This window comes from Streptomyces sp. AHU1, from assembly GCF_045343905.1.
Classification (GTDB): Bacteria; Actinomycetota; Actinomycetes; order Streptomycetales; family Streptomycetaceae; genus Streptomyces; species Streptomyces triticiradicis.
Map to the genome: position 1 here is coordinate 8,714,455 of NZ_CP174283.1, position 18,412 is coordinate 8,732,866.

General features: G+C 71.7%; 17 protein-coding genes. 11 read left to right on the forward strand and 6 right to left on the reverse strand.

Going from position 1 to position 18,412, the window contains the following annotated elements:
• Positions 1 to 190: 190 nt before the first annotated feature.
• The 6 genes from ACICHK_RS38505 to ACICHK_RS38530 all read left to right on the forward strand — a co-directional run bounded on the left by ACICHK_RS38505 (position 191) and on the right by ACICHK_RS38530 (position 7,754).
• Positions 191 to 1,708, forward strand: coding sequence for a sugar ABC transporter ATP-binding protein (locus ACICHK_RS38505; RefSeq protein ID WP_406840603.1), 1,518 nt, complete (start codon positions 191 to 193; stop codon positions 1,706 to 1,708).
• Complete coding sequence (locus ACICHK_RS38510) at positions 1,705 to 2,724, forward strand: ABC transporter permease (RefSeq protein ID WP_406840604.1); 1,020 nt, start codon at positions 1,705 to 1,707, stop codon at positions 2,722 to 2,724. The genes ACICHK_RS38505 and ACICHK_RS38510 overlap by 4 nt, the downstream gene beginning before the upstream one ends.
• Before the next feature lie 17 nt (positions 2,725 to 2,741).
• The gene (locus tag ACICHK_RS38515; RefSeq protein ID WP_406840605.1) at positions 2,742 to 3,782 is read left to right on the forward strand and encodes a substrate-binding domain-containing protein; all 1,041 of its coding nucleotides are present in this window, start codon (positions 2,742 to 2,744) and stop codon (positions 3,780 to 3,782) included.
• A gap of 52 nt (positions 3,783 to 3,834) precedes the next feature.
• Positions 3,835 to 5,055, forward strand: a complete 1,221-nt coding sequence (locus ACICHK_RS38520) for a Gfo/Idh/MocA family protein (RefSeq protein ID WP_406840606.1) — start codon at positions 3,835 to 3,837, stop codon at positions 5,053 to 5,055.
• Positions 5,056 to 5,066: 11 nt separating this feature from the next.
• Positions 5,067 to 6,107 (forward strand): sugar phosphate isomerase/epimerase family protein, encoded by a 1,041-nt coding sequence (locus ACICHK_RS38525; protein ID WP_406840607.1) that lies wholly within the window; start codon positions 5,067 to 5,069, stop codon positions 6,105 to 6,107.
• Between the two features lie 174 nt (positions 6,108 to 6,281).
• Entirely contained in the window at positions 6,282 to 7,754 is a 1,473-nt protein-coding gene (locus ACICHK_RS38530; RefSeq protein WP_406840608.1) for a HEAT repeat domain-containing protein, read from the forward strand.
• A 32-nt stretch (positions 7,755 to 7,786) separates the two neighbouring features.
• Here the strand turns inward: ACICHK_RS38530 and ACICHK_RS38535 are convergent, their stop codons facing one another.
• Positions 7,787 to 8,560 carry a GntR family transcriptional regulator gene (locus ACICHK_RS38535; RefSeq protein WP_406840609.1) on the reverse strand — a complete coding sequence of 258 codons (774 nt, stop codon included), beginning with the start codon at positions 8,558 to 8,560 and terminating at the stop codon, positions 7,787 to 7,789.
• 111 nt (positions 8,561 to 8,671) lie between these two features.
• Between ACICHK_RS38535 and deoC the strand changes: the two genes are divergently transcribed.
• A complete protein-coding gene (gene deoC / locus ACICHK_RS38540; protein ID WP_406840610.1) occupies positions 8,672 to 9,433 on the forward strand; it encodes a deoxyribose-phosphate aldolase in 762 nt (253 codons plus the stop codon).
• Between the two features lie 63 nt (positions 9,434 to 9,496).
• Here the strand turns inward: deoC and ACICHK_RS38545 are convergent, their stop codons facing one another.
• The 3 genes from ACICHK_RS38545 to ACICHK_RS38555 all read right to left on the reverse strand — a co-directional run bounded on the left by ACICHK_RS38545 (position 9,497) and on the right by ACICHK_RS38555 (position 12,701).
• Complete coding sequence (locus tag ACICHK_RS38545; RefSeq protein WP_406840611.1) at positions 9,497 to 11,221, reverse strand: serine/threonine-protein kinase; 1,725 nt, start codon at positions 11,219 to 11,221, stop codon at positions 9,497 to 9,499.
• A gap of 106 nt (positions 11,222 to 11,327) precedes the next feature.
• The gene (locus ACICHK_RS38550; RefSeq protein ID WP_406840612.1) at positions 11,328 to 11,840 is read right to left on the reverse strand and encodes a GNAT family N-acetyltransferase; all 513 of its coding nucleotides are present in this window, start codon (positions 11,838 to 11,840) and stop codon (positions 11,328 to 11,330) included.
• A 138-nt stretch (positions 11,841 to 11,978) separates the two neighbouring features.
• Entirely contained in the window at positions 11,979 to 12,701 is a 723-nt protein-coding gene (locus ACICHK_RS38555) for a hypothetical protein (RefSeq protein ID WP_406840613.1), read from the reverse strand.
• Positions 12,702 to 12,738: 37 nt separating this feature from the next.
• Between ACICHK_RS38555 and ACICHK_RS38560 the strand changes: the two genes are divergently transcribed.
• Positions 12,739 to 13,191, forward strand: a complete 453-nt coding sequence (locus ACICHK_RS38560; protein WP_406840614.1) for a hypothetical protein — start codon at positions 12,739 to 12,741, stop codon at positions 13,189 to 13,191.
• Positions 13,192 to 13,332: 141 nt separating this feature from the next.
• Here ACICHK_RS38560 and ACICHK_RS38565 read toward each other — a convergent pair whose 3' ends face one another.
• Together ACICHK_RS38565 and ACICHK_RS38570 are read right to left on the reverse strand one after the other, a co-directional pair.
• Positions 13,333 to 13,854 (reverse strand): hypothetical protein, encoded by a 522-nt coding sequence (locus ACICHK_RS38565; protein WP_406840615.1) that lies wholly within the window; start codon positions 13,852 to 13,854, stop codon positions 13,333 to 13,335.
• Positions 13,855 to 13,977: 123 nt separating this feature from the next.
• A complete protein-coding gene (locus ACICHK_RS38570) occupies positions 13,978 to 14,394 on the reverse strand; it encodes a hypothetical protein (protein WP_406840616.1) in 417 nt (138 codons plus the stop codon).
• A gap of 351 nt (positions 14,395 to 14,745) precedes the next feature.
• Here ACICHK_RS38570 and ACICHK_RS38575 point away from each other — a divergent pair, with 351 nt between their 5' ends.
• The 3 genes from ACICHK_RS38575 to ACICHK_RS38585 all read left to right on the forward strand — a co-directional run bounded on the left by ACICHK_RS38575 (position 14,746) and on the right by ACICHK_RS38585 (position 18,376).
• On the forward strand, positions 14,746 to 16,158 hold the full coding sequence (locus ACICHK_RS38575) for a family 2B encapsulin nanocompartment shell protein (RefSeq protein ID WP_406840617.1): 1,413 nt from the start codon (positions 14,746 to 14,748) through the stop codon (positions 16,156 to 16,158).
• A 70-nt stretch (positions 16,159 to 16,228) separates the two neighbouring features.
• Positions 16,229 to 17,482, forward strand: coding sequence for a family 2 encapsulin nanocompartment cargo protein terpene cyclase (locus ACICHK_RS38580; protein WP_406840618.1), 1,254 nt, complete (start codon positions 16,229 to 16,231; stop codon positions 17,480 to 17,482).
• Between the two features lie 15 nt (positions 17,483 to 17,497).
• On the forward strand, positions 17,498 to 18,376 hold the full coding sequence (locus ACICHK_RS38585; protein ID WP_406840619.1) for a geranyl diphosphate 2-C-methyltransferase: 879 nt from the start codon (positions 17,498 to 17,500) through the stop codon (positions 18,374 to 18,376).
• Positions 18,377 to 18,412: the final 36 nt, after the last annotated feature.

Here is an 18,412-nt window from a genome sequence, read left to right on the forward strand (position 1 = left end):
GCCCACGACAGCTCCACACCGCGCCGGTCCTCCGCCGGCGCGAGCGACCCTCGCCGGCACCCACTGACTCGTGTGACGACGCCTTCCGTCCGCACGCACCCGGTCCTGCCCTCCGAGCCGCGGCACGCCCGCCCCGCCACGGGCGCGGCATGCCCGGCACCGGCCCGCACGTCCGCCGATGGGAACCCATATGGCACAGGAACCACCGCTGCTCAGCATGTCCGGGATCGTCAAGTCGTTCCCCGGTGTCCGCGCCCTGGACGGCGTCGACCTCGACGTCCAGGCGGGGGAGGTGCACTGTCTGCTCGGCCAGAACGGCGCCGGCAAGTCCACCCTCATCAAGGTCCTGGCCGGTGCTCACCAGCCGGACGGCGGCACCATCCGCTGGCGCGGGGAGCCGGTCGCACTGCGCTCGCCCATCGCCGCCATGCGCCTCGGCATCGCCACCATCTACCAGGAACTCGACCTCGTGGAGCACCTGTCGGTGGCGGAGAACATCCACCTCGGGCACGAGCCGACCACCGCCGGTTTCGTCGTCCGCCGGAAGACGGAGCGAACGGCGGCCGCCCTGCTGCTCGACCGGCTGGGTCACCCCGAGATCCGACCCGCCAGACCGGTGAGGGAGTTGTCGGCGGCCCAGCGGCAGATCGTCTCCATGGCCTGCGCCCTCTCCCACGACGTACGGCTCATCGTCATGGACGAGCCCACCGCCGCCCTCGACCCCGACGAGGTGGACAACCTCTTCCGGATCGTCGCCGGCCTCACCGCCGCCGGCGTCGCCGTCGTCCACATCTCGCACCGGCTGGAGGAGATCCGGCGCATCGGCGACCGGGTGACCGTGCTCAAGGACGGGCGGGCGGTCGCGGGAGGACTGCCCGCCAAGACCACCCCGACCCGGGACGTCGTCGCCCTGATGACCGGCCGCGACGTCGAGTACGCCTTCCCCGGGCGGCCGGAGCGGGAACCCGACGCCGAACCCGTCCTGCGGGTACGGGGCCTGGCCCGCGACGGCGAGTTCGCCCCGGTCGACCTCGACCTGCGTCCCGGCGAGATCGTCGGACTCGCCGGACTGGTCGGCTCGGGCCGCTCGGAGATCCTGGAGACGATCTACGGCGCACGCAGGCCCACGGCAGGCAGCGTGTCCGTCGACGGGCGGACCCTGCGCCCCGGGAGCGTCCGTTCGGCCGTACGCGCCGGACTCGGACTGGCGCCCGAGGAGCGCAAGGCACAGGCCCTGCTGATGCCGGAGTCCGTCACCCGCAACGTCTCGGTGTCCTCCCTGTCCCGCTTCTCCCGGGCCGGCTGGGTCGACCGGCGCGCCGAACGAGCCGCCGCACGGGCCGCCGTGCGCGAACTGTCCCTGCGGCCCGACGACCCGGACGTGCCCGTACGCACCCTGTCCGGCGGCAACCAGCAGAAGACCGTGCTCGCCCGCTGGCTGCTGCGCGGCTGCCGGGTGCTGCTGCTGGACGAGCCCACCCGCGGTGTCGACGTCGGCGCGCGCGCCGAACTGTACGCGGTGGTACGCCGCCTGGCCGACGAAGGGCTCGCCGTCCTGCTGGTCTCCAGCGAGGTGCCCGAGGTACTGGGTCTCGCCGACCGCGTACTGGTGCTCCGCGAGGGCCGGGTCGTCCACACGGCGCCCGCCCGCGAACTGGACGAACACCGTGTCCTCGACCTCGTCATGGAAGGAACCCCGGCGACATGACGCAGCCCCTCTCCCCGCCCCGGGACACCGCAGGCAGGACACCGCCGGCCGGCCGGCCCGCCCCCTGGCGCTCCCTGCCGGCCCGCGCCGACGTCCGCACCCTCTCCCTGCTCGGGGTGCTCGCCGCGCTGGTCGTCATCGGCGGCGTCACCAGACCCGACGAATTCCTCGACACCCGCAACCTGCAACTCGTCCTCACCCAGGCCTCCGTGATCGGCGTGGTCACGGTCGGCATGACCTTCGTCATCACCTCCGGCGGCATCGACCTCTCCGTCGGAGCCGTCGTCGCCCTCGCCTCCGTCTGGGCGACCACCGTCGCCACCCAGGAGTACGGCTTCGCCGGCGTCCTCCTCACCGCGATGCTCGTCGGCCTCGGCTGCGGACTGGTCAACGGCCTGCTCATCGCCTACGGCGGGATGGTCCCCTTCATCGCCACCCTCGCCATGCTGGCCTCGGCGCGCGGGCTCGCCCTCCAGATCACGGACGGCCGCACGCAGATCGTCACCATCGACGGCGTCCTCAAGCTCGGCGAGCGCGACTCCTACCTGTTGGGTATCCCGCCCCTGGTCCTGGTCTTCGCGCTGGTGACCATCGCCGGCTGGCTCGCGCTCAACCGCACCACCTTCGGCCGCCGCACCGTCGCCGTCGGCGGCAACGCGGAGGCCGCCCGGCTCGCCGGCATCGACGTCCGCCGCCAGCGGCTCCTCCTCTACCTGCTCTCGGGTCTGTGCTGCGGTATCGCGGCCTTCCTGCTGATCGTGCTCTCCGGCTCCGGCCAGAACACCAACGGCAACCTCTACGAACTCGACGCCATCGCGGCCGCGATCATCGGCGGCACCCTGCTCAGCGGGGGCCGCGGCACCATCACCGGCTCCGTGCTCGGCGTCCTGATCTTCACCACGATCACCGACATCTTCGCCCTGAACAACCTCCAGAGCGACGTCCAGCAGATCGCCAAGGGCGCCATCATCGTCGCCGCCGTCCTGGTCCAGCGCCGCACCGCGAGCACGACCTGAGGAAAGGGTTCACCGCCATGTCACACACCACCAGTCGCAGAGGACTGCTCTTCGGAACCGCCGCGGTCTCCGCCGGAGCCCTCCTCACGGCGTGCACCAGCAACGACACCGAGGACGACAGGACCGCGACGGACAACCGGCCGGCCGCCGACGACAAGCCGGGCAAGCACGTCACCATCGGTTTCGCCGGACCCCAGGCCGACCACGGCTGGCTGAACGCCATCAACGACAACGCCGAGGGCCGGGCCAAGAAGTACGCGGACGTCTCCCTGGAGATCACCGAGGGCTCCAACGACACCGCCCAGCAGATCGGCCAGATCGAGACCCTCATCAACAAGAAGGTCGACGTCCTGGTCGTCCTGCCCGCCGACGGCAAGGCGCTCACCCAGGTCGGTCTCAAGGCGATGCGCGCCGGCATCCCGGTCGTCAACCTCGACCGCATCTTCGACTCCGCGCAGGCCTACCGCTGCTGGATCGGCGGCGACAACTACGGGATGGGCCTGAACGCCGGGCGCTACATCGGCGAGAAGCTCAAGGACAAGCCGAACGCCCGGGTCGTCGAACTCGCCGGACTGGACAACCTGGAGCTGACCAAACAGCGCACCCAGGGCTTCGACGACGCCCTGAAGAACTACCCCAACATCAAGAAGGTGGCCCGCCAGGCCGCCGAGTTCACCGTCGAGTCCGGCCAGGCCAAGATGGCGCAACTGCTCCAGGCGCAATCGAAGTTCGACGCCCTGTGGAACCACGACGACGACCAGGGCGTGGGCGCGCTGCGGGCCGTCCAGCAGGCCGGACGCGACGACTTCCTGATGGTCGGCGGGGCCGGCGCGCTGTCCGCCTTCCAGGCGATCAAGCAGGACGACGGCGTGCTGAAGGCGACCGTCCTCTACCCGCCCACGATGGCCGCCTCCGCCATCGACCTCGCCCGCGCCATAGGCCAGGGCAAGGGCGTCGGCGGCCTCGCCGAGTTCGAGATCCCCGCCTCGGTCACGCTCTACTCGGCCGTCGTCGACAAGTCGAACGTCGACCAGTACCTGTCCACCGGCTTCCGGTGACCGGTCCCGCCCGCACCCCCCACCGCGCCACGACCGACAGGAGGACGAGCGTATGGAACAGCCGCAGCCGTCAGGGGAACCGCAGACGCGACCGAACCACGCGAAGCCCCCGCTGCGCGTCGGCATGGTCGGCTACGCCTTCATGGGCGCCGCCCACTCCCAGGGGTGGCGCACCGCGGGCCGCGTCTTCGGACTGCCCCGGCAGCCGGTCCTGGCCGCGCTGTGCGGACGGGACGGCGCGGCGGCGCGGGCGGCGGCCGACCGGCACGGCTGGGCGGCCGTGGAGACCGACTGGCGGGCGCTGATCGCCCGCGACGACGTCGACCTCGTGGACATCTGCACCCCCGGCGACAGCCATGCCGAGATCGCCCTCGCCGCGCTGGCCGCCGGGAAGCACGTCCTGTGCGAGAAGCCCCTCGCGAACACCGTCGCCGAGGCCGCGGCCATGACACGGGCCGCGGAGGAGGCGTACGGGCGGGGACGACTGGCGATGGTCGGCTTCAACTACCGCCGCGTGCCCGCCACCGCGCTGGCCCGCCGGATGGTCGCCGCCGGCCGGCTCGGCACCCTGCGGCACGTCCGGGTGGCCTACCTCCAGGACTGGCTGACCGACCCGGACTTCCCGCTGACCTGGCGGCTGCGCAAGGAACTCGCGGGCTCCGGCGCGCTCGGCGACCTCGGCGCCCACATCGTCGACCTCGCCCAGCACCTGGCGGGGGAGCGGCTGGCCGGAGTGTCGGCGCTGACGGAGACCTTCGTACGGGAGCGGCCCCTGCCCGCTGGCGCGGGCAGCGGCCTGACGGCGACGCCGGCGGCCGGCACCGGCACGGTCACGGTGGACGACGCCGCCCTGTTCACCGGCCGGTTCACCTCCGGCGCCCTCGCCTCCTTCGAGGCCACCCGGTACGCCACCGGCCGCAAGAACGCCCTGCGCATCGAGCTGAACGGCGAACGCGGTTCCCTCTCCTTCGACCTGGAGCGGCTCAACGAGCTGTGGTTCCACGACGCCACCGATCCCGGCGCCGAGGCGGGCTTCCGCCGCATCCTCGTCACCGAACCCGACCACCCCTACATCGACGCCTGGTGGCCGCCGGGCCACGGCCTGGGCTACGAGCACACCTTCGTCCACCAGGTGCGCGACCTCGTCCACGCCATCGACGACGGCCGCCGACCCGACCCCTCCTTCGCCGACGGGCTGCAGGTCCAGCGCGTCCTGGCGGCGGTGGAGGAGAGCGCCGGGAAGAACTCCGCCTACACGCCCGTCCCGGACTGAGAGGCCGTCACATGCCGCGCCCGTTCACCCTGTTCACCGGCCAGTGGGCCGACCTGCCCCTGGAGGAGGTGTGCCGCCTCGCCCGCGACTTCGGCTACGACGGCCTCGAACTCGCCTGCTGGGGAGACCACTTCGAGGTCGACAAGGCACTCGCCGACCCCGGCTACATCGCCTCGCGTCACCAACTCCTCGACAAGTACGGCCTGAAGTGCTGGGCGATCTCCAACCACCTCACCGGCCAGGCCGTCTGCGACGCCATCATCGACGAACGCCACCGGGCCATCCTCCCGGCCGCCGTCTGGGCCGACGGCGCCCCCGAAGGCGTACGGCGGCGCGCCGCGGAGCGGATCAAGGACACCGCCCGCGCGGCCGCCGCCCTCGGCGTCGACACCGTCATCGGCTTCACCGGCTCCGCGATCTGGCACCTGGTCGCCATGTTCCCGCCGGTCCCCGAGTCGATGATCGAGCGAGGCTACGAGGACTTCGCCGAGCGCTGGAACCCGGTCCTCGACGTCTTCGATGCCGAGGGCGTGCGCTTCGCGCACGAGGTCCACCCCGGCGAGATCGCCTACGACTACTGGACGACCCACCGCGCCCTCGAAGCGGTCGGCCACCGCCCGGCGTTCGGCCTGAACTTCGACCCCTCCCACTTCGTGTGGCAGGACCTCGACCCGGTCGGCTTCCTGTGGGACTTCCGCGACCGCGTCTACCACGTCGACTGCAAGGAGGCCCGCAAGCGCCTCGACGGCCGCAACGGCCGCCTCGGCTCCCACCTGCCCTGGGGAGACCCGCGCCGCGGCTGGGACTTCGTCTCCGCCGGACACGGCGACGTCCCCTGGGAGGACGTCTTCCGCATGCTGCGCTCGATCGACTACCGCGGACCCGTCTCCGTGGAGTGGGAGGACGCCGGCATGGACCGGCTCCAGGGTGCCCCCGAGGCCCTCGCCCACCTGCGGACCTACGACTTCGATCCGCCGTCGGCCCCGTTCGACGCGGCGTTCTCCCAGGAGGACACCCCCGCCAGGGGCGAGGCGAGTGAACACGGATCATGACCGAACGCCACAACGACGACCGGCACGTCTCCTCCTGCCGGCGGGGCGGCGCCGCCGGAGCGACAGCTCCGCGCCGCCGCCCGCTCCGGGCAGCCGAGAGCGCGGGTGAGCCCTGACCGATGCGGACCACGGACCGGTGGCGTGGCGGCGAAGTCCGCCTGACATCCTGGCCGCATGGACACCGGTGCCGTGACTCCCGTCCACCTCGACAAGGTGATGGACGGGTTGGCGATGAATTCCGCCCTGCCGGCTCCCCTGGTCCGGCGGCTGTTCGGATGGCGGCGGGGCATGGGGAAGGTGGCGGGGCGTCAGGACCTCACCGAGGACATGATCGCCGAGATCATCGCGATCGACGACCACTGGCTCCTGCACGGCCTGGCCCTCAACGACCGGCTGCCGGACCGGTTCCGTGTCCGTCTGGCCGCCCACCGGGACAAGGCGGTGCGGTCCGCGCTCGTCACGCGCGCGGAGACCGCGCCGAGGGAGATGCTGGAGCGGCTCGTCGACGATCCTGATCCACGGGTTCGCGAGCACCTGGCCCAGGGCCGTCACACGCCGCCCGACCTCCGGGCCCGCCTCGCGGCCGACCCCGACCCGGCGATCCGTGCCGCGCTGGCCAGGTATTGGACACAAGCGCCGGAGGCGGTCCGTCGGGCCCTGCTGACCGATCCCGAGGCCGAGGTCCGGGCCGCGGCCTGTTCGACCTACTTCGCGCACGGGCCGCATCCGAAACCGCCCCCGGACCTGCTGCCGGCGCTGCTGGCGGACCCCGTGACCCGGGCGGGCGCGGTGATCCACGCCGTTCTCGACGCGGACACCCTCCAGCGGCTCGCCGGTGACCCGGACGGCGAGGTGCGCGCCGAGCTCGCCCGGCATCCCGGCCTGCCGCCGTCGGCCCGTGACGTCCTCGCCGTCGACCCGGCCCTGAACGTCCGGGTGAAGGTCTTCGCCCGGCCCGACACACCGGAGCACGTACGGGCGGAGATCCACGCCTCGGTCCACGAGCTCTCGCGCTCGACGGCAGACCCGGGCCCCGACGCCGACGACGAAGCGGTCCTGCAGTGGTATCGAAACGCCTTCGCACGCACGGAGTTGCGGATCATGCGCCTGCCATGGGTCACGGCCGATCCGCTGCCCCACGTCGACTCGCCCTACGTCGGCTTCCGGGCCTCGGCGGCCGCCGCCGAGACCCTTCCCGCCGACGCCGTGGCCCGCCTGCTCGACGACGAGGAGGAGATCGTCCGCCTCACCATGGCGCACACCGCCCCGCACCTGGTCGATCCCGTGACCGCCGAGAGCATCGAACGCCGCTACCGCCGACGGGACAAGTTCACCTTCTGGTGGGACGAGAAGGAGGTCCTGGCCTTCTCCCCGGAAGCCCTGCACCGCTTCGCCACGGATCCCGAGCCCCGGCTCCGCTCCTTCGCGCCCCGCGATCCGGATCTGCCGCCGGAACTCGCCGAGAAGCTGGCCGCCGACCCCGAGGCCCGCGTCCGCCGCGCGGTCGCGCCCCACCGCAACCTCCCGCTCCCGTCCCTGCTCCGCCTTCTCGCCGACTCCTCGGAACACGTCGCGGAAGCCGCCGGTGCCTCGCCGTTCCTTCCCGTCGAGCACATGGAGCGGCTGCTGACCTGGGCGGGCCTGTAGCCGTCGTGCCGCCGGCCGGTGCCGGAGCGTCGTCAGGCCGGCCGGCTCGCCGCGTCGCGGGCGGGGCCGTCGTCCTGACGTGAGGAGTGCCCGGGCGCGGCGACGGAGAAGTCGACCTTGAGTGCGTAGCGGTGCGCGACGTAGGAGCTGACCGTGTACTCGAGGGGATTGCCGTGCTGGTCGGCGATGGAGCGCGTCTCGACGAGCATCGGTGTGGTGGGGTCGACGTCGAGTTCGGGTGCGTCGCCGTCGGCCGTGCGCGCGGTCAGGACGGAGGAGCCCAGCGTCGGGTGAAGCCCCATGCGGCGCAGGGTCTGGTGCAGGGACCCGGTCTCCAGGTCGGCGGTGAGCAGCGTCCGGAGGGAGGCGGGGAAGACGGCGTGCTCGATGGCCACGGGAAGGTCGTCGAAGAGCCGGACGCGGCTGATGGCGATCACGGAGGCGGGCTGTGCGGCGGCCGGGTACAGGGCGGCCGCCTCCGGGGGCGTGGCCGGGCGGACAGCGGCTTCCAGGACCCGGGAGCGTGGTGTCCTGCCGGCGGCGAGGGCCTGGTCGTGGAAGCTCAGCAGGGTGCCGACGGGGCGGGCGGCGGAGGCCTGGCGCACGAAGCTGCCCCGGCCCGGCACCCGTTCCAGCAGGCCGTCGCGCTCCAGCCGGACCAGGGCGGCGCGCGCCGTCATCCGGGAGACGCCGAACTCCTGCGCCAGCCGTGACTCGGAGGGGAACGGGTCGCCGTCGGCGGCGGCTTCCAGGCGGCGGCGCAGCTCCTTCTCGATGCGCTCGTACAGCGGTTGCGACGCGGCCATGGCGGGTGCGTTCCCTCTCGGTCGGACGGACGGGCTCCCAGTGTGACGCCGGTCGACACCGTCCTCCACATCTGTATAGGCTGTATATACAGCTCATGGAAGGAGAGCGCCATGTCCGTGGCCTCGATGGACGTCCCGCGCTGGGACGGCCCCCTGCCCTCGTGCGACGAGGTGGCGAAGATGATCGACCACTCGCTGCTGCGGCCCGAACTGACCGCCGCCGAGGTCGAGGACGGCCTGGCGACCGCGCTGGAGTACCGCACCGCGTCGGTGTGCGTCCGGCCCCCCGACGTCCCGCGGGCGGCCGCCGTGCTGAGCGGCAGCCGGGTCGCCGTCGGTACGGTCGTCGGCTTCCCCCACGGCAGCGGCACCACGGCGGCGAAGGTCTTCGAGACCGCCGAGCTGATCTCCTCCGGGGCGGAGGAGATCGACATGGTGATCAACATCGGCCGTCTGCGCGACGGCGACGTCGCATCGGTCCAGGCCGAGATCGCCGCCGTCGTCCGGGCCGCCGAAGGCCGTCCCGTCAAGGTGATCTTCGAGAACTCCTACCTGACCGACCAGGACAAGACCGCCGGGTACAAGGCCGCCGAGGCCGCGGGCGCGGCGTTCGTCAAGACCAGCACCGGGTTCGCCCCCGGCGGGGCGACGGCCGCCGACATCGCCCTGATGCGGCGCACCGTGTCCCCCCGCGTGCAGGTCAAGGCCGCCGGAGGTGTCCGTACCCTGGACGCGCTGCTGGAACTCCACCGCCTGGGCGCCACCCGCTTCGGAGCCACGGCCACGGCGGCGATCCTCGACGACCTCGAAGGCCGCCGCGGCGGCGATCCGCCCGCCGGGAGCGCCACCGACGATCCGTCGACCGGCTACTGAGCCACGGCACCGGCGCCTGGTGCCCGGGGGCCGGACCGCCGGGTCCTCGTTCCACGCGGGCCGTCACGCCGACGGGAACCACCGGCCGTCGTCACCGTCCAGCAGCCGGCGCAGCTTCAGTGAGACGCAGGGGTCGGGCAGGACGAATCCGCCCGGCGCCCGCGAGGAGTACGACAGCTTCCGCAGCGCGGTCGGCGGGAACGGCCAGCGCGTCTCGACGGACCAGTGCGCACCGCTCAGGTCGGCGCCGGCGAGGTCGGCATCCCGCAGATCGGCGCCCGAGAGGTCGGCGCCCCTCAGCCGGGCCGTGCGGAGTGAGGCGCCGTACAGGACCGCACCGCGCAGGTCGGCGCCGGAGAGATCGGCGTCGGACAGCACCGCGGACAGGAGGTTGGCGCCCGTCAGGTGCGCGCCCGCCAGCTTCGCCTCGGTGAGGTGGGTCGTGTAGGGCTGGGCGTCCGACAGGTCCGCGCCGGTCAGGTCCGCCGAACCGAGGTAGGTGCCCGCGAGGTCCGCGCCGACCAGGTGCGCCTCGCGCAGATCGGCGAACGGCATCAGGGCGAAGGAGAGTTGAGTGCCCGTCAGCCGGGCTCCGGCCAGCCTTCCCCGGATGAGGATGGCGCTGTCGAGATTCAGACCGGAGAGGTCCGTGTGAGCCAGCAGGCCCGCCGGGAGGTGGACCAGTTCCTCGACGAGGCGGCGCAGTTCCTTGACGGCGGGCGTGCGGGGGTCCCGGCACGGCTCCGGGTGGCCACGCTGCCAGTCGGCCAGTTCGCGGACGCGGTCGAGGCCGGACATGGACACCGGCATGACCCGGGTCCGGGCCGCCGCGCCGTCCTGCGCGGGGGACGGCGCCATGACGTCCAGGAGGACGGTCGGGTCGTACGAGGAAGGGGCACCCGGCGCGCCGCCGGTGGTACCGCCGCTCTCCCCGGTCCCGGGTGCGACGGACCCGGGACCGGGCGGGCCGTACGTCCCGCTCCAGGCGTCCATCGCGGCCCCGACCATGGCATGCGCCGTTCCGGCGTCGGCGGGCCGGTCCGCCCGGTCCGGGGCGAGGAGCGCGAGGACCAGTCCGTCGACCTCGGCGGGCAGGGGCTCGCGCGAGTGGAGGGAGGGCGGGGGCGGCAGCTTCCTCTGGAAGAGGCCACCGCACTCGGGGCGGGCTCCGGTCAGCAGTTCGTACAACACGCAGCCCAGGGCGTACAGATCGGCCCTGCCGTCGACCGTCCCGGGCGTGCCGAGCTGTTCGGGTGCCATGTAGGCGGGCGTTCCGACCGCCTGCCCCGCGAGGGTGAGCGGGCCGGCCGGGTCCGGCTCCCGGACGAACCGGGCGATGCCGAAGTCCAGGAGCTTGACGGTCCCCGTGGGGGTGACCATCACGTTGCCGGGCTTGATGTCACGGTGCAGCAGTCCGGCCGCGTGCGTGACCTCCAGGGCCCGGCAGATCTGTCCGGCCCAGTCCAGGATCAGGGGCACCGACGCGTCGGCGGCGGCCCGGTCCAGGGTGTGTCCGGCGACCAGTTCCATGACCACGAACACCGTGCCGTCCGCGTCCTGCCCGTAGTCGAGCACGGCGACCACGCGCGGGTCCCATATCCGTCCGAGCGCCCTCGCCTCCGAGGCGAGCCGGTCCTGCGCGGCCGGCACGCCGTATTCGGGCGGCAGCACCTTCAGCGCCACCGTCCGGCCGATCCGTTCGTCCTCCGCGCGCCAGACGACCCCCATGCCGCCGCGCCCCAGTTCGTCCTTGAGCCGGTATCGCCCGGCGAGCAGCGCCTGTGTCATGGCTCCCCCCTCGAAACAAAAAGCGTCACATCGACGAGAATTATCGTCGATGTGACGCTATCGCGGTCGTGATCGCCTGTACAGCCCGTTCGGCGGCGGGTGACGATCAGCGCGTCACCTCGTCGGCCAAGAGGTCCATCAGGAGGCCGTCGTGCCAACTGCCGTCCGGGCCGCGCTCGTAGCGCCGCATGATGCCGACCGGGCGGAAGCCGGCCTTGGTGTAGCAGCGGATCGCCGCGGCGTTGTCGGCCGCCGGATCGATGACCAGGCGGTGATGGCCGTGGGCGTCGACGAGGTGGCGGGCCAGTGTCCGTACGGCGTCGGTGCCCAGGCCCCTGCCGTGCACCGCGGGATCGAGGAAGAGGTCGATGCCGGCGTGCCGGTAGTCCGGCTCCTCCTCGGCGTACCACTGGATCATGCCGATGATCCGCCGGTCGTGCTCCACGGTCAGGCACCGGGTCCCCTCGTCCCGCAGGTCGGCCTCGACGTCCGCCTCGAGATCGTCCCCGCCGCGCCATCGCGCGCGTACTTCCGGTGTGGCCCGGATGGCGGCCAGGGCGGGGACGTCGCCTCGGACGGTGGGCCGGAGGGTGACGGAGTCGCCATGCAGCACGGTCATGGTCCACGACTCTAGGGGTCGTCGCGCTCCGGCACGGCCGCGTCCGCTGCGACCTTCTCCCGCAGTCGCCAGGACGGCCCGGTGGCGCGTCGGTCTGCCGGTGCGCGGGCCGGGTCGGTGCCGAGGCGGAGTCCGCTGTCAGGGGAAGTCCGGGCAATCCTCGGCGAAGCCCTGCGAGACGGGCCGCCATACGCCCTGGTCCTGACGCACGCTCAGGCGGTCCGCTTCCTCCGCGGTCTCGATCAGCTGTGAGGTGCTCAGGGGGACGGCCGCCGTGAGGACCCGCCCGAGGTGGTGGCAGTGCAGTACCGGACGGAGTTCCTCCGAGTGCGGCTCATCGGCGACCGCGAAGAGATCGGGCAGGGTCCAGCCCAGCGGACCGGCCACGGCGCGTAGCTGCTGGCACCGGTGCGGACTCGGCTCCCAGCGCCACACCATCCCGTACAACGTGCTGAGGGACAGTCCCATGAACGGCAGTTCGCGGATGCCGAAGCCGCGATTGCGGATCAATCCGCCGAGTACGGCGGCGAACCTGGTCTCGGCGGGACGGGGGTACGGCCAGGCCGGCCGCACGAAGGGCTCTGGGGCGGCGACGCGGGGCAGCGAGCGGACAAAAGCCTCCAGCACGGCGAGCTGCGAGTGGCCGCAGTGACTGACGCGGTACGCGAACTGCCTCAAGACCCTGGCGTCGCGCTCCGGGGGAAGGAGTTCCACCGGCACCGGGTGGCCCGCGACGGCGAGAAGGTCGGCGGCCGGTATGCCGAGCTCGTCGGCGAGTTCGACGACTCGCCGCGGGGCGGTGCCGGTTTCGTTCCCGGTTCCGTTCCCGGCGAGGCTGCTCAGGATGATGGCCCGTTCCATGAGGGGAAGGTAGCGGGCGGGCTGTCATCATGCTCCGATGGCCCACGACATAGTGTTCTTCCTCGCCCCCGACGACAAAACCGCCGCCGCGACGCGCCTGCGGGGACCTGGTGCGGCCTTTGAATCCGTGACCTGCCGTTTCGTCGAGCCGGACAGTGCCATCGCCGAGTGGGACATGTACTTCGAGGAACCTTCGGCCCAAGTCCCGCCGGTCGAGCGGCTCCTCGGGTGGACGTGGCCGGAGTGGGTCACCGCCCCCTTGAACGACGGCGTCGAGGTGTTCGCCCTGCCGGAGCGGCTGACCCGGGCGCTGGCCGGCGCGAGCCCCGCCGAACTCGAGGAGCTCGCGGGGCGCTGGACCGCGCGGCTCCGGTCCGAGGACGGGGACGACATGACCGACGACGATCTGCTGGAGGTCCTGCGGGGAGTCGCCCGGCTCGCGGAGTCCGCGGTGGACACCGGTGGCGGCCTCTACAGCTGGAGCTTCTGACCGCCCCCTCCGCGGAGGCGGCTCGCGCTTGACGCCGCCGCACGCCGAGAGTTCGGTTCCGGTGGCGGCGGCCGGCTCGTGGCGGCATCCGTTCCGTCCGCTCAAATGCCTGGGCGGGTACCACGGATGCCGCGGTCACGATCACCGCGCGGCGGGATCGCCGTGGTCGTCGAGCAGGGGGCTGTGGCGTTCGGTGAGCGGGCCGACGCCGAGGTCTTCGCGCATGAGCTTGCGCATCCTGGCGGCGGCCCTGCCGCGTTCCTCCCAGCGGGCGCGATCCTCCGGACCGCTGACGGCGGCGCCGTCGGCATAGCCGTCGCAGATGCGCCGCAGGCAGTGGAACACGCTGTCGGAGGCCTTGACGACGGGTTGCGGCGCGATGAGCCACATCCGTTCCGACGCGATGGACACGCCCGAGTCCCGGAAGGCCGCGCGCAGCGCGAGCGCGCGCTCGTCGTCGGACGGGTGCTCTCGCTCGGCCAGGGCCCGCAGGGTCTCACCGAGGGCCTTCACGGTGGTGGTGTACTGGGTATAGATGTCGAGCCGCAGCCGAACGGCTTCTTTGACGTCCTCGCGCTTCCACCGATTGCGGTCGACGACGAGGGTGGAGCCGATGCCGATCGCGGCCCCGGCGAGGGTGGAGAGCAGTGGCAACCAGTCCATGCGGGCCAGCTTGGGCCATCCCATGACGGTGGCACCAGACGGGCTCCGGGAACGGACCTGCGCCGCCGACGCCGTCGCGACGGGTGTCCCGTTCTCGGACTTGGGTCGGTCCGGGCGTTGGGGTTACTTGGCCATCCAGCGTGCGAAGTAGCGGTACTCGGCCGTCAGTCCGACGGTCCTGGGGCCGACGGAGACGGCCTGGTTCGTGGTCAGGCCCTTGCTGCCGGACCTGAAGTACCAGAGGTTGCCCTCGTCCCTGTTCTCCTGGGCCGTACCGGTGGCGAGTTCGCTTCGTCCGTCACCGTTCATGTCGATCAGGCGGACCCGCCAGCCGAACGTGTCGTGCGACTCGTTGACGCCCGGCACGCTGGGCGTGTTCTGGTGCCAGGACACGGCGCCGGTCGCGGTCAGGCCCCTGGAAGAGCCGCGCAGCACGGTCACCGCGCCGGTCGTGCTGACCCCAAAGATGCTCTCGTGCATCACTCCGATCGCGACGCCGGCGTAGCCGTCGCCGTCTACGTCTGTCCTTTCGTCCCGCATCGGCCCAGGGACATCTGTCGTTCAGATCGAGGTCGCGTCCCAGGGGCCACCGGCGAAGGTGAACGGTTGTACGGCGGGACGGCGCCGACGGGGCAAGGGGCATGCCGCTGTCAGGTGTTGGCGGGATCTCGATCGCGCTGTCCGGATATCGATGATCGCTTCGGTAAACCCGTTGTGGATCTAGATCGCTGTATCGAGGTAACTCGACCGGAACAACAGGCAAGTCGGGCACATCGGCCGTTACGGTTCCCGTGGATCTGGACGGATTCTCCGCGTTTCACCCACCTGTTTCCCCCTCAGTGGTCGGCGTTCGTGCGCCGATCGACGCCGTCGCGAAGGAGACCTCGCTCGATGACCGTTGAGACCGGCCCGGAAGCGGAGCTGGAGCCGCGTCGGCAGTCCAGTCTGGGCACTGCGGCCGCCCGCAACCTCACCCACACGACCAAGTCCGCCCCGCAGATGCAGGAGATCACCTCGCGGTGGTTGCTGCGGATGCTCCCCTGGGTGGAGACCAAGGGCGGCACTTACCGGGTGAACCGCCGGCTGAGCTACAACGTCGGCGACGGACACATCGAGTTCCTCCAGGACGGCGCCGGCGTCCGTGTGATCCCCCGTCAACTCGGTGAACTGGCCCTGTTGCGCGGCTTCGAGGACGTCGAGGTGCTGACGGCGATCGCCGACCGGTGCGTCCAGCGCGACTTCCGGGCGGGCGAGGTACTGGTCCGTGGCGGCACCCCGGCCGAGCAGGTCCACCTGATCGCCCACGGCCGGATCGGCCGGACGTCCGCCGGCAAGTACGGGGACGAGATGGCGGACGGCGTGCTCGCCGGCGGCGGTCACTTCGGGGAGAGCGCCCTCGTGGACACCGACGCGAGATGGGACTGCACCGCCACCGCTCGGACGGCGGGCACCCTGCTGACCCTGTCCCGCTCCGACTTCGCCGCCGTCCTGTCCTCGGCTCCCGCTCTGCGGGCCCACGTGCGGCGTTTCGGCGAGCTCGCCCTCCGGCGGCAGAACCACCACGGCGAGGCCGAGATCGCCGTGTCGGCCGGTCACACCGGTGAGGCCGAGCTGCCGAGCACCTTCGTCGACTACGAACTCCACCCGCGGGAGTACGAACTCTCCGTCGCTCAGACGGTCCTGCGCGTCCACTCGAGGGTCGCCGATCTCTACAACGGCCCGATGAACCAGACGGAGGAACAACTCAGGCTCACCGTGGAAGCGTTGCGGGAACGCCAGGAGTACGAACTCATCAACAACCGCGAGTTCGGCCTGCTCCACAACGCCGCCTTCAAGCAGCGGATCCAGAGCCACTCCGGCCCGCCCACACCGGACGACCTCGACAATCTGCTCTGCCGGCGCCGCAGCACCAAGTTCTTCCTCGCCCACCCCAGGACGATCGCGGCGATCGGCCGCGAGTTCAGCGCCTGCGGGCTCTACCCCGAGACCGTCGACCTCGACGGCCGGCAGGTCCTGGGCTGGCGCGGGGTCCCGATCCTGCCCTGCGACAAGATCCCCATCAGCAAGGAGAGCACCAGCTCGATCCTCGCCCTGCGGACCGGGGAGGACAACCAGGGCGTCATCGGCCTGCGCCAGACCGGCCTGGTGGAGGAGTACGAGCCGGGACTGTCGGTGCGCTTCATGGGCATCGACGAGCAGGCGATCCTCTCGTACCTGGTCACCACGTACTACTCCGCGGCCGTCCTCCTGCCCGACGCACTGGGCGTGCTGGAAGACGTGCAGATCGCCCGTAGCCGCGGTTAGAGGGCTCGCGTCCCACCGCTTCGGCCCCCGTCCCGGCGAGGCCTTCGCCCATTTCACCAAGGAGCCAAGGATGCCCGAGCCCGGGCCTTCCCCTTCGCAGTCGCGCCTGGCTGACGCCATGGCCCTCGTCGGGGCCCGCACCCGCCTCACCCACTCCGAACCCCACAGCGACACCATCGGCGACCTCACCCCGCGGCACGGAGAGGAGAGCCGTGCCGCGGCGGGACCGGACGCCTCCGCCCTGGAACGGATCCTGCGGGGGCCCAGCGGAGTGGGCACGACCGGCCTGTATCTCACGCGGCGGGAGGAACCACCGGCACCCCGGGAGCCCGGGACACCGACGGAGGGCGTGCCGGTCCCCGGCCTGTACCACCACCCGGTGCCGGAGCCGGACCCGGTACGGGTGGAGGAGATCAGCCACAGGATCAAGAGGTGGGCGGTCGACGAGGTCCAGGCCTGCCCCCCGGAGTGGGAGGACCAGTTCGACGGCTTCTCCGTCGGACGCTACATGGTGGCCTGCCATCCCGACTCTCCCACGGTCGACCGCCTGATGATCGCCACACGGCTGATGGTCGCGGAGAACGCGCTCGACGACTGCTACTGCGAGGACCACGGCGGCTCACCCGTCGGGCTCGGCAGCCGCCTTCTGCTGGCGCACACCGCTCTCGACCCCCTGTTCACGACGCGAGAGTACGAGCGGCCGTGGGCGGAGTCGCTGCGGTCGGACGCGCCCCGGCGCGCCTACCGCTCCGCCATGGAGTACTTCGTCCAGCAGGCCACCCCCTCACAGGCCGACCGGTACCGGCACGACATGGCACGTCTGCACCTGGGCTACCTCGCGGAGGCCGCGTGGGCCGAGGCGGACCATGTGCCCGAGGTCTGGGAGTACCTGGCGATGCGCCAGTTCAACAACTTCCGCCCCTGCCCGACGATCACCGACACCGTCGGGGGATACGAACTGCCCGCGGACCTGCACGCCCAGCCGGAGATGCAGCGGGTCATCGCGCTCGCCTCGAACGCCACCACCATCGTGAACGACCTCTACTCGTACACCAAGGAGCTCGACAGCCCCGGCAGACATCTGAACCTGCCCGTGGTGATCGCCGAACGGGAGGGCGTCCCTGACCGGGACGGCTATCTGAAGGCGGTCGAGATCCACAACGACCTCATGCACGCGTTCGAATCCGAAGCCGCCGCCCTGGCGGCCGCCTGCCCCGTCCCGAGCGTGCTGCGCTTCCTGCGGGGCGTGGCCGCCTGGGTCGACGGCAACCACTACTGGCACCAGACCAACACCTATCGATACAGCCTGCCCGATTTTTGGTAAGGAACGGATCCCACCATGACCAGCACCGAACTCACCGCCGGCGTCACCGCGTTCATCCCCGGCCCCGCCTCGCCCTACCAGGGGGACATCGCACGCTACTGGGACGGTGAGGCCAGGCCCGTCAACCTGCGTCTCGGCGACGTGGACGGGCTCTACCACCACCACTACGGCATCGGCGACATCGACCACACCGCCCTCGGGGACACCGGGGACAGCGGATACGAGAACAGGCTGATCTCCGAACTCCACCGCCTGGAGTCGGCGCAGGCCGAAGTCCTCCTGGACCACCTCGGCCCCATCGGGCGCGACGACACCCTCCTGGACGCCGGCTGCGGCCGCGGCGGGTCGATGGTCATGGCCCACCAGCGGTTCGGGTGCGACGTCGAGGGCGTCACCCTGTCGGCCAAGCAGGCGGAGTTCGCCAACCGCCGGGCCCTGGAACTCGGCATCGACGACCACGTCCGCGCTCGCGTGTGCAACATGCTCGACACCCCCCTCGAAAGGGGACAGGTCGCCGCCTCGTGGAACAACGAGTCGAGCATGTACGTCGACCTGGAAGACCTCTTCGCCGAGCACTCCCGCGTCCTGTCGGTCGGCGGCCGCTACGTGACCATCACCGGCTGCTGGAACCCGCGGTACGGCCAGCCGTCGAAGTGGGTCTCCCAGATCAACGCGCACTTCGAGTGCAACATCCACTCACGCCGGGAGTACCTCCGGGCCATGGCCAACAACCGGCTCGTACCGCAGGCCGTCATCGACCTGACGCCCGAGACCCTGCCCTACTGGGAGCTGCGTGCCACGTCCTCGCTGGTCACCGGCATCGAGACGGCGTTCATCAACTCCTACAAGGACGGGTCCTTCCAGTACCTCCTGATCGCGGCCGACCGCGTCTGACCGACCGCACGACAGGTCCGGGCCCGTCACACGACG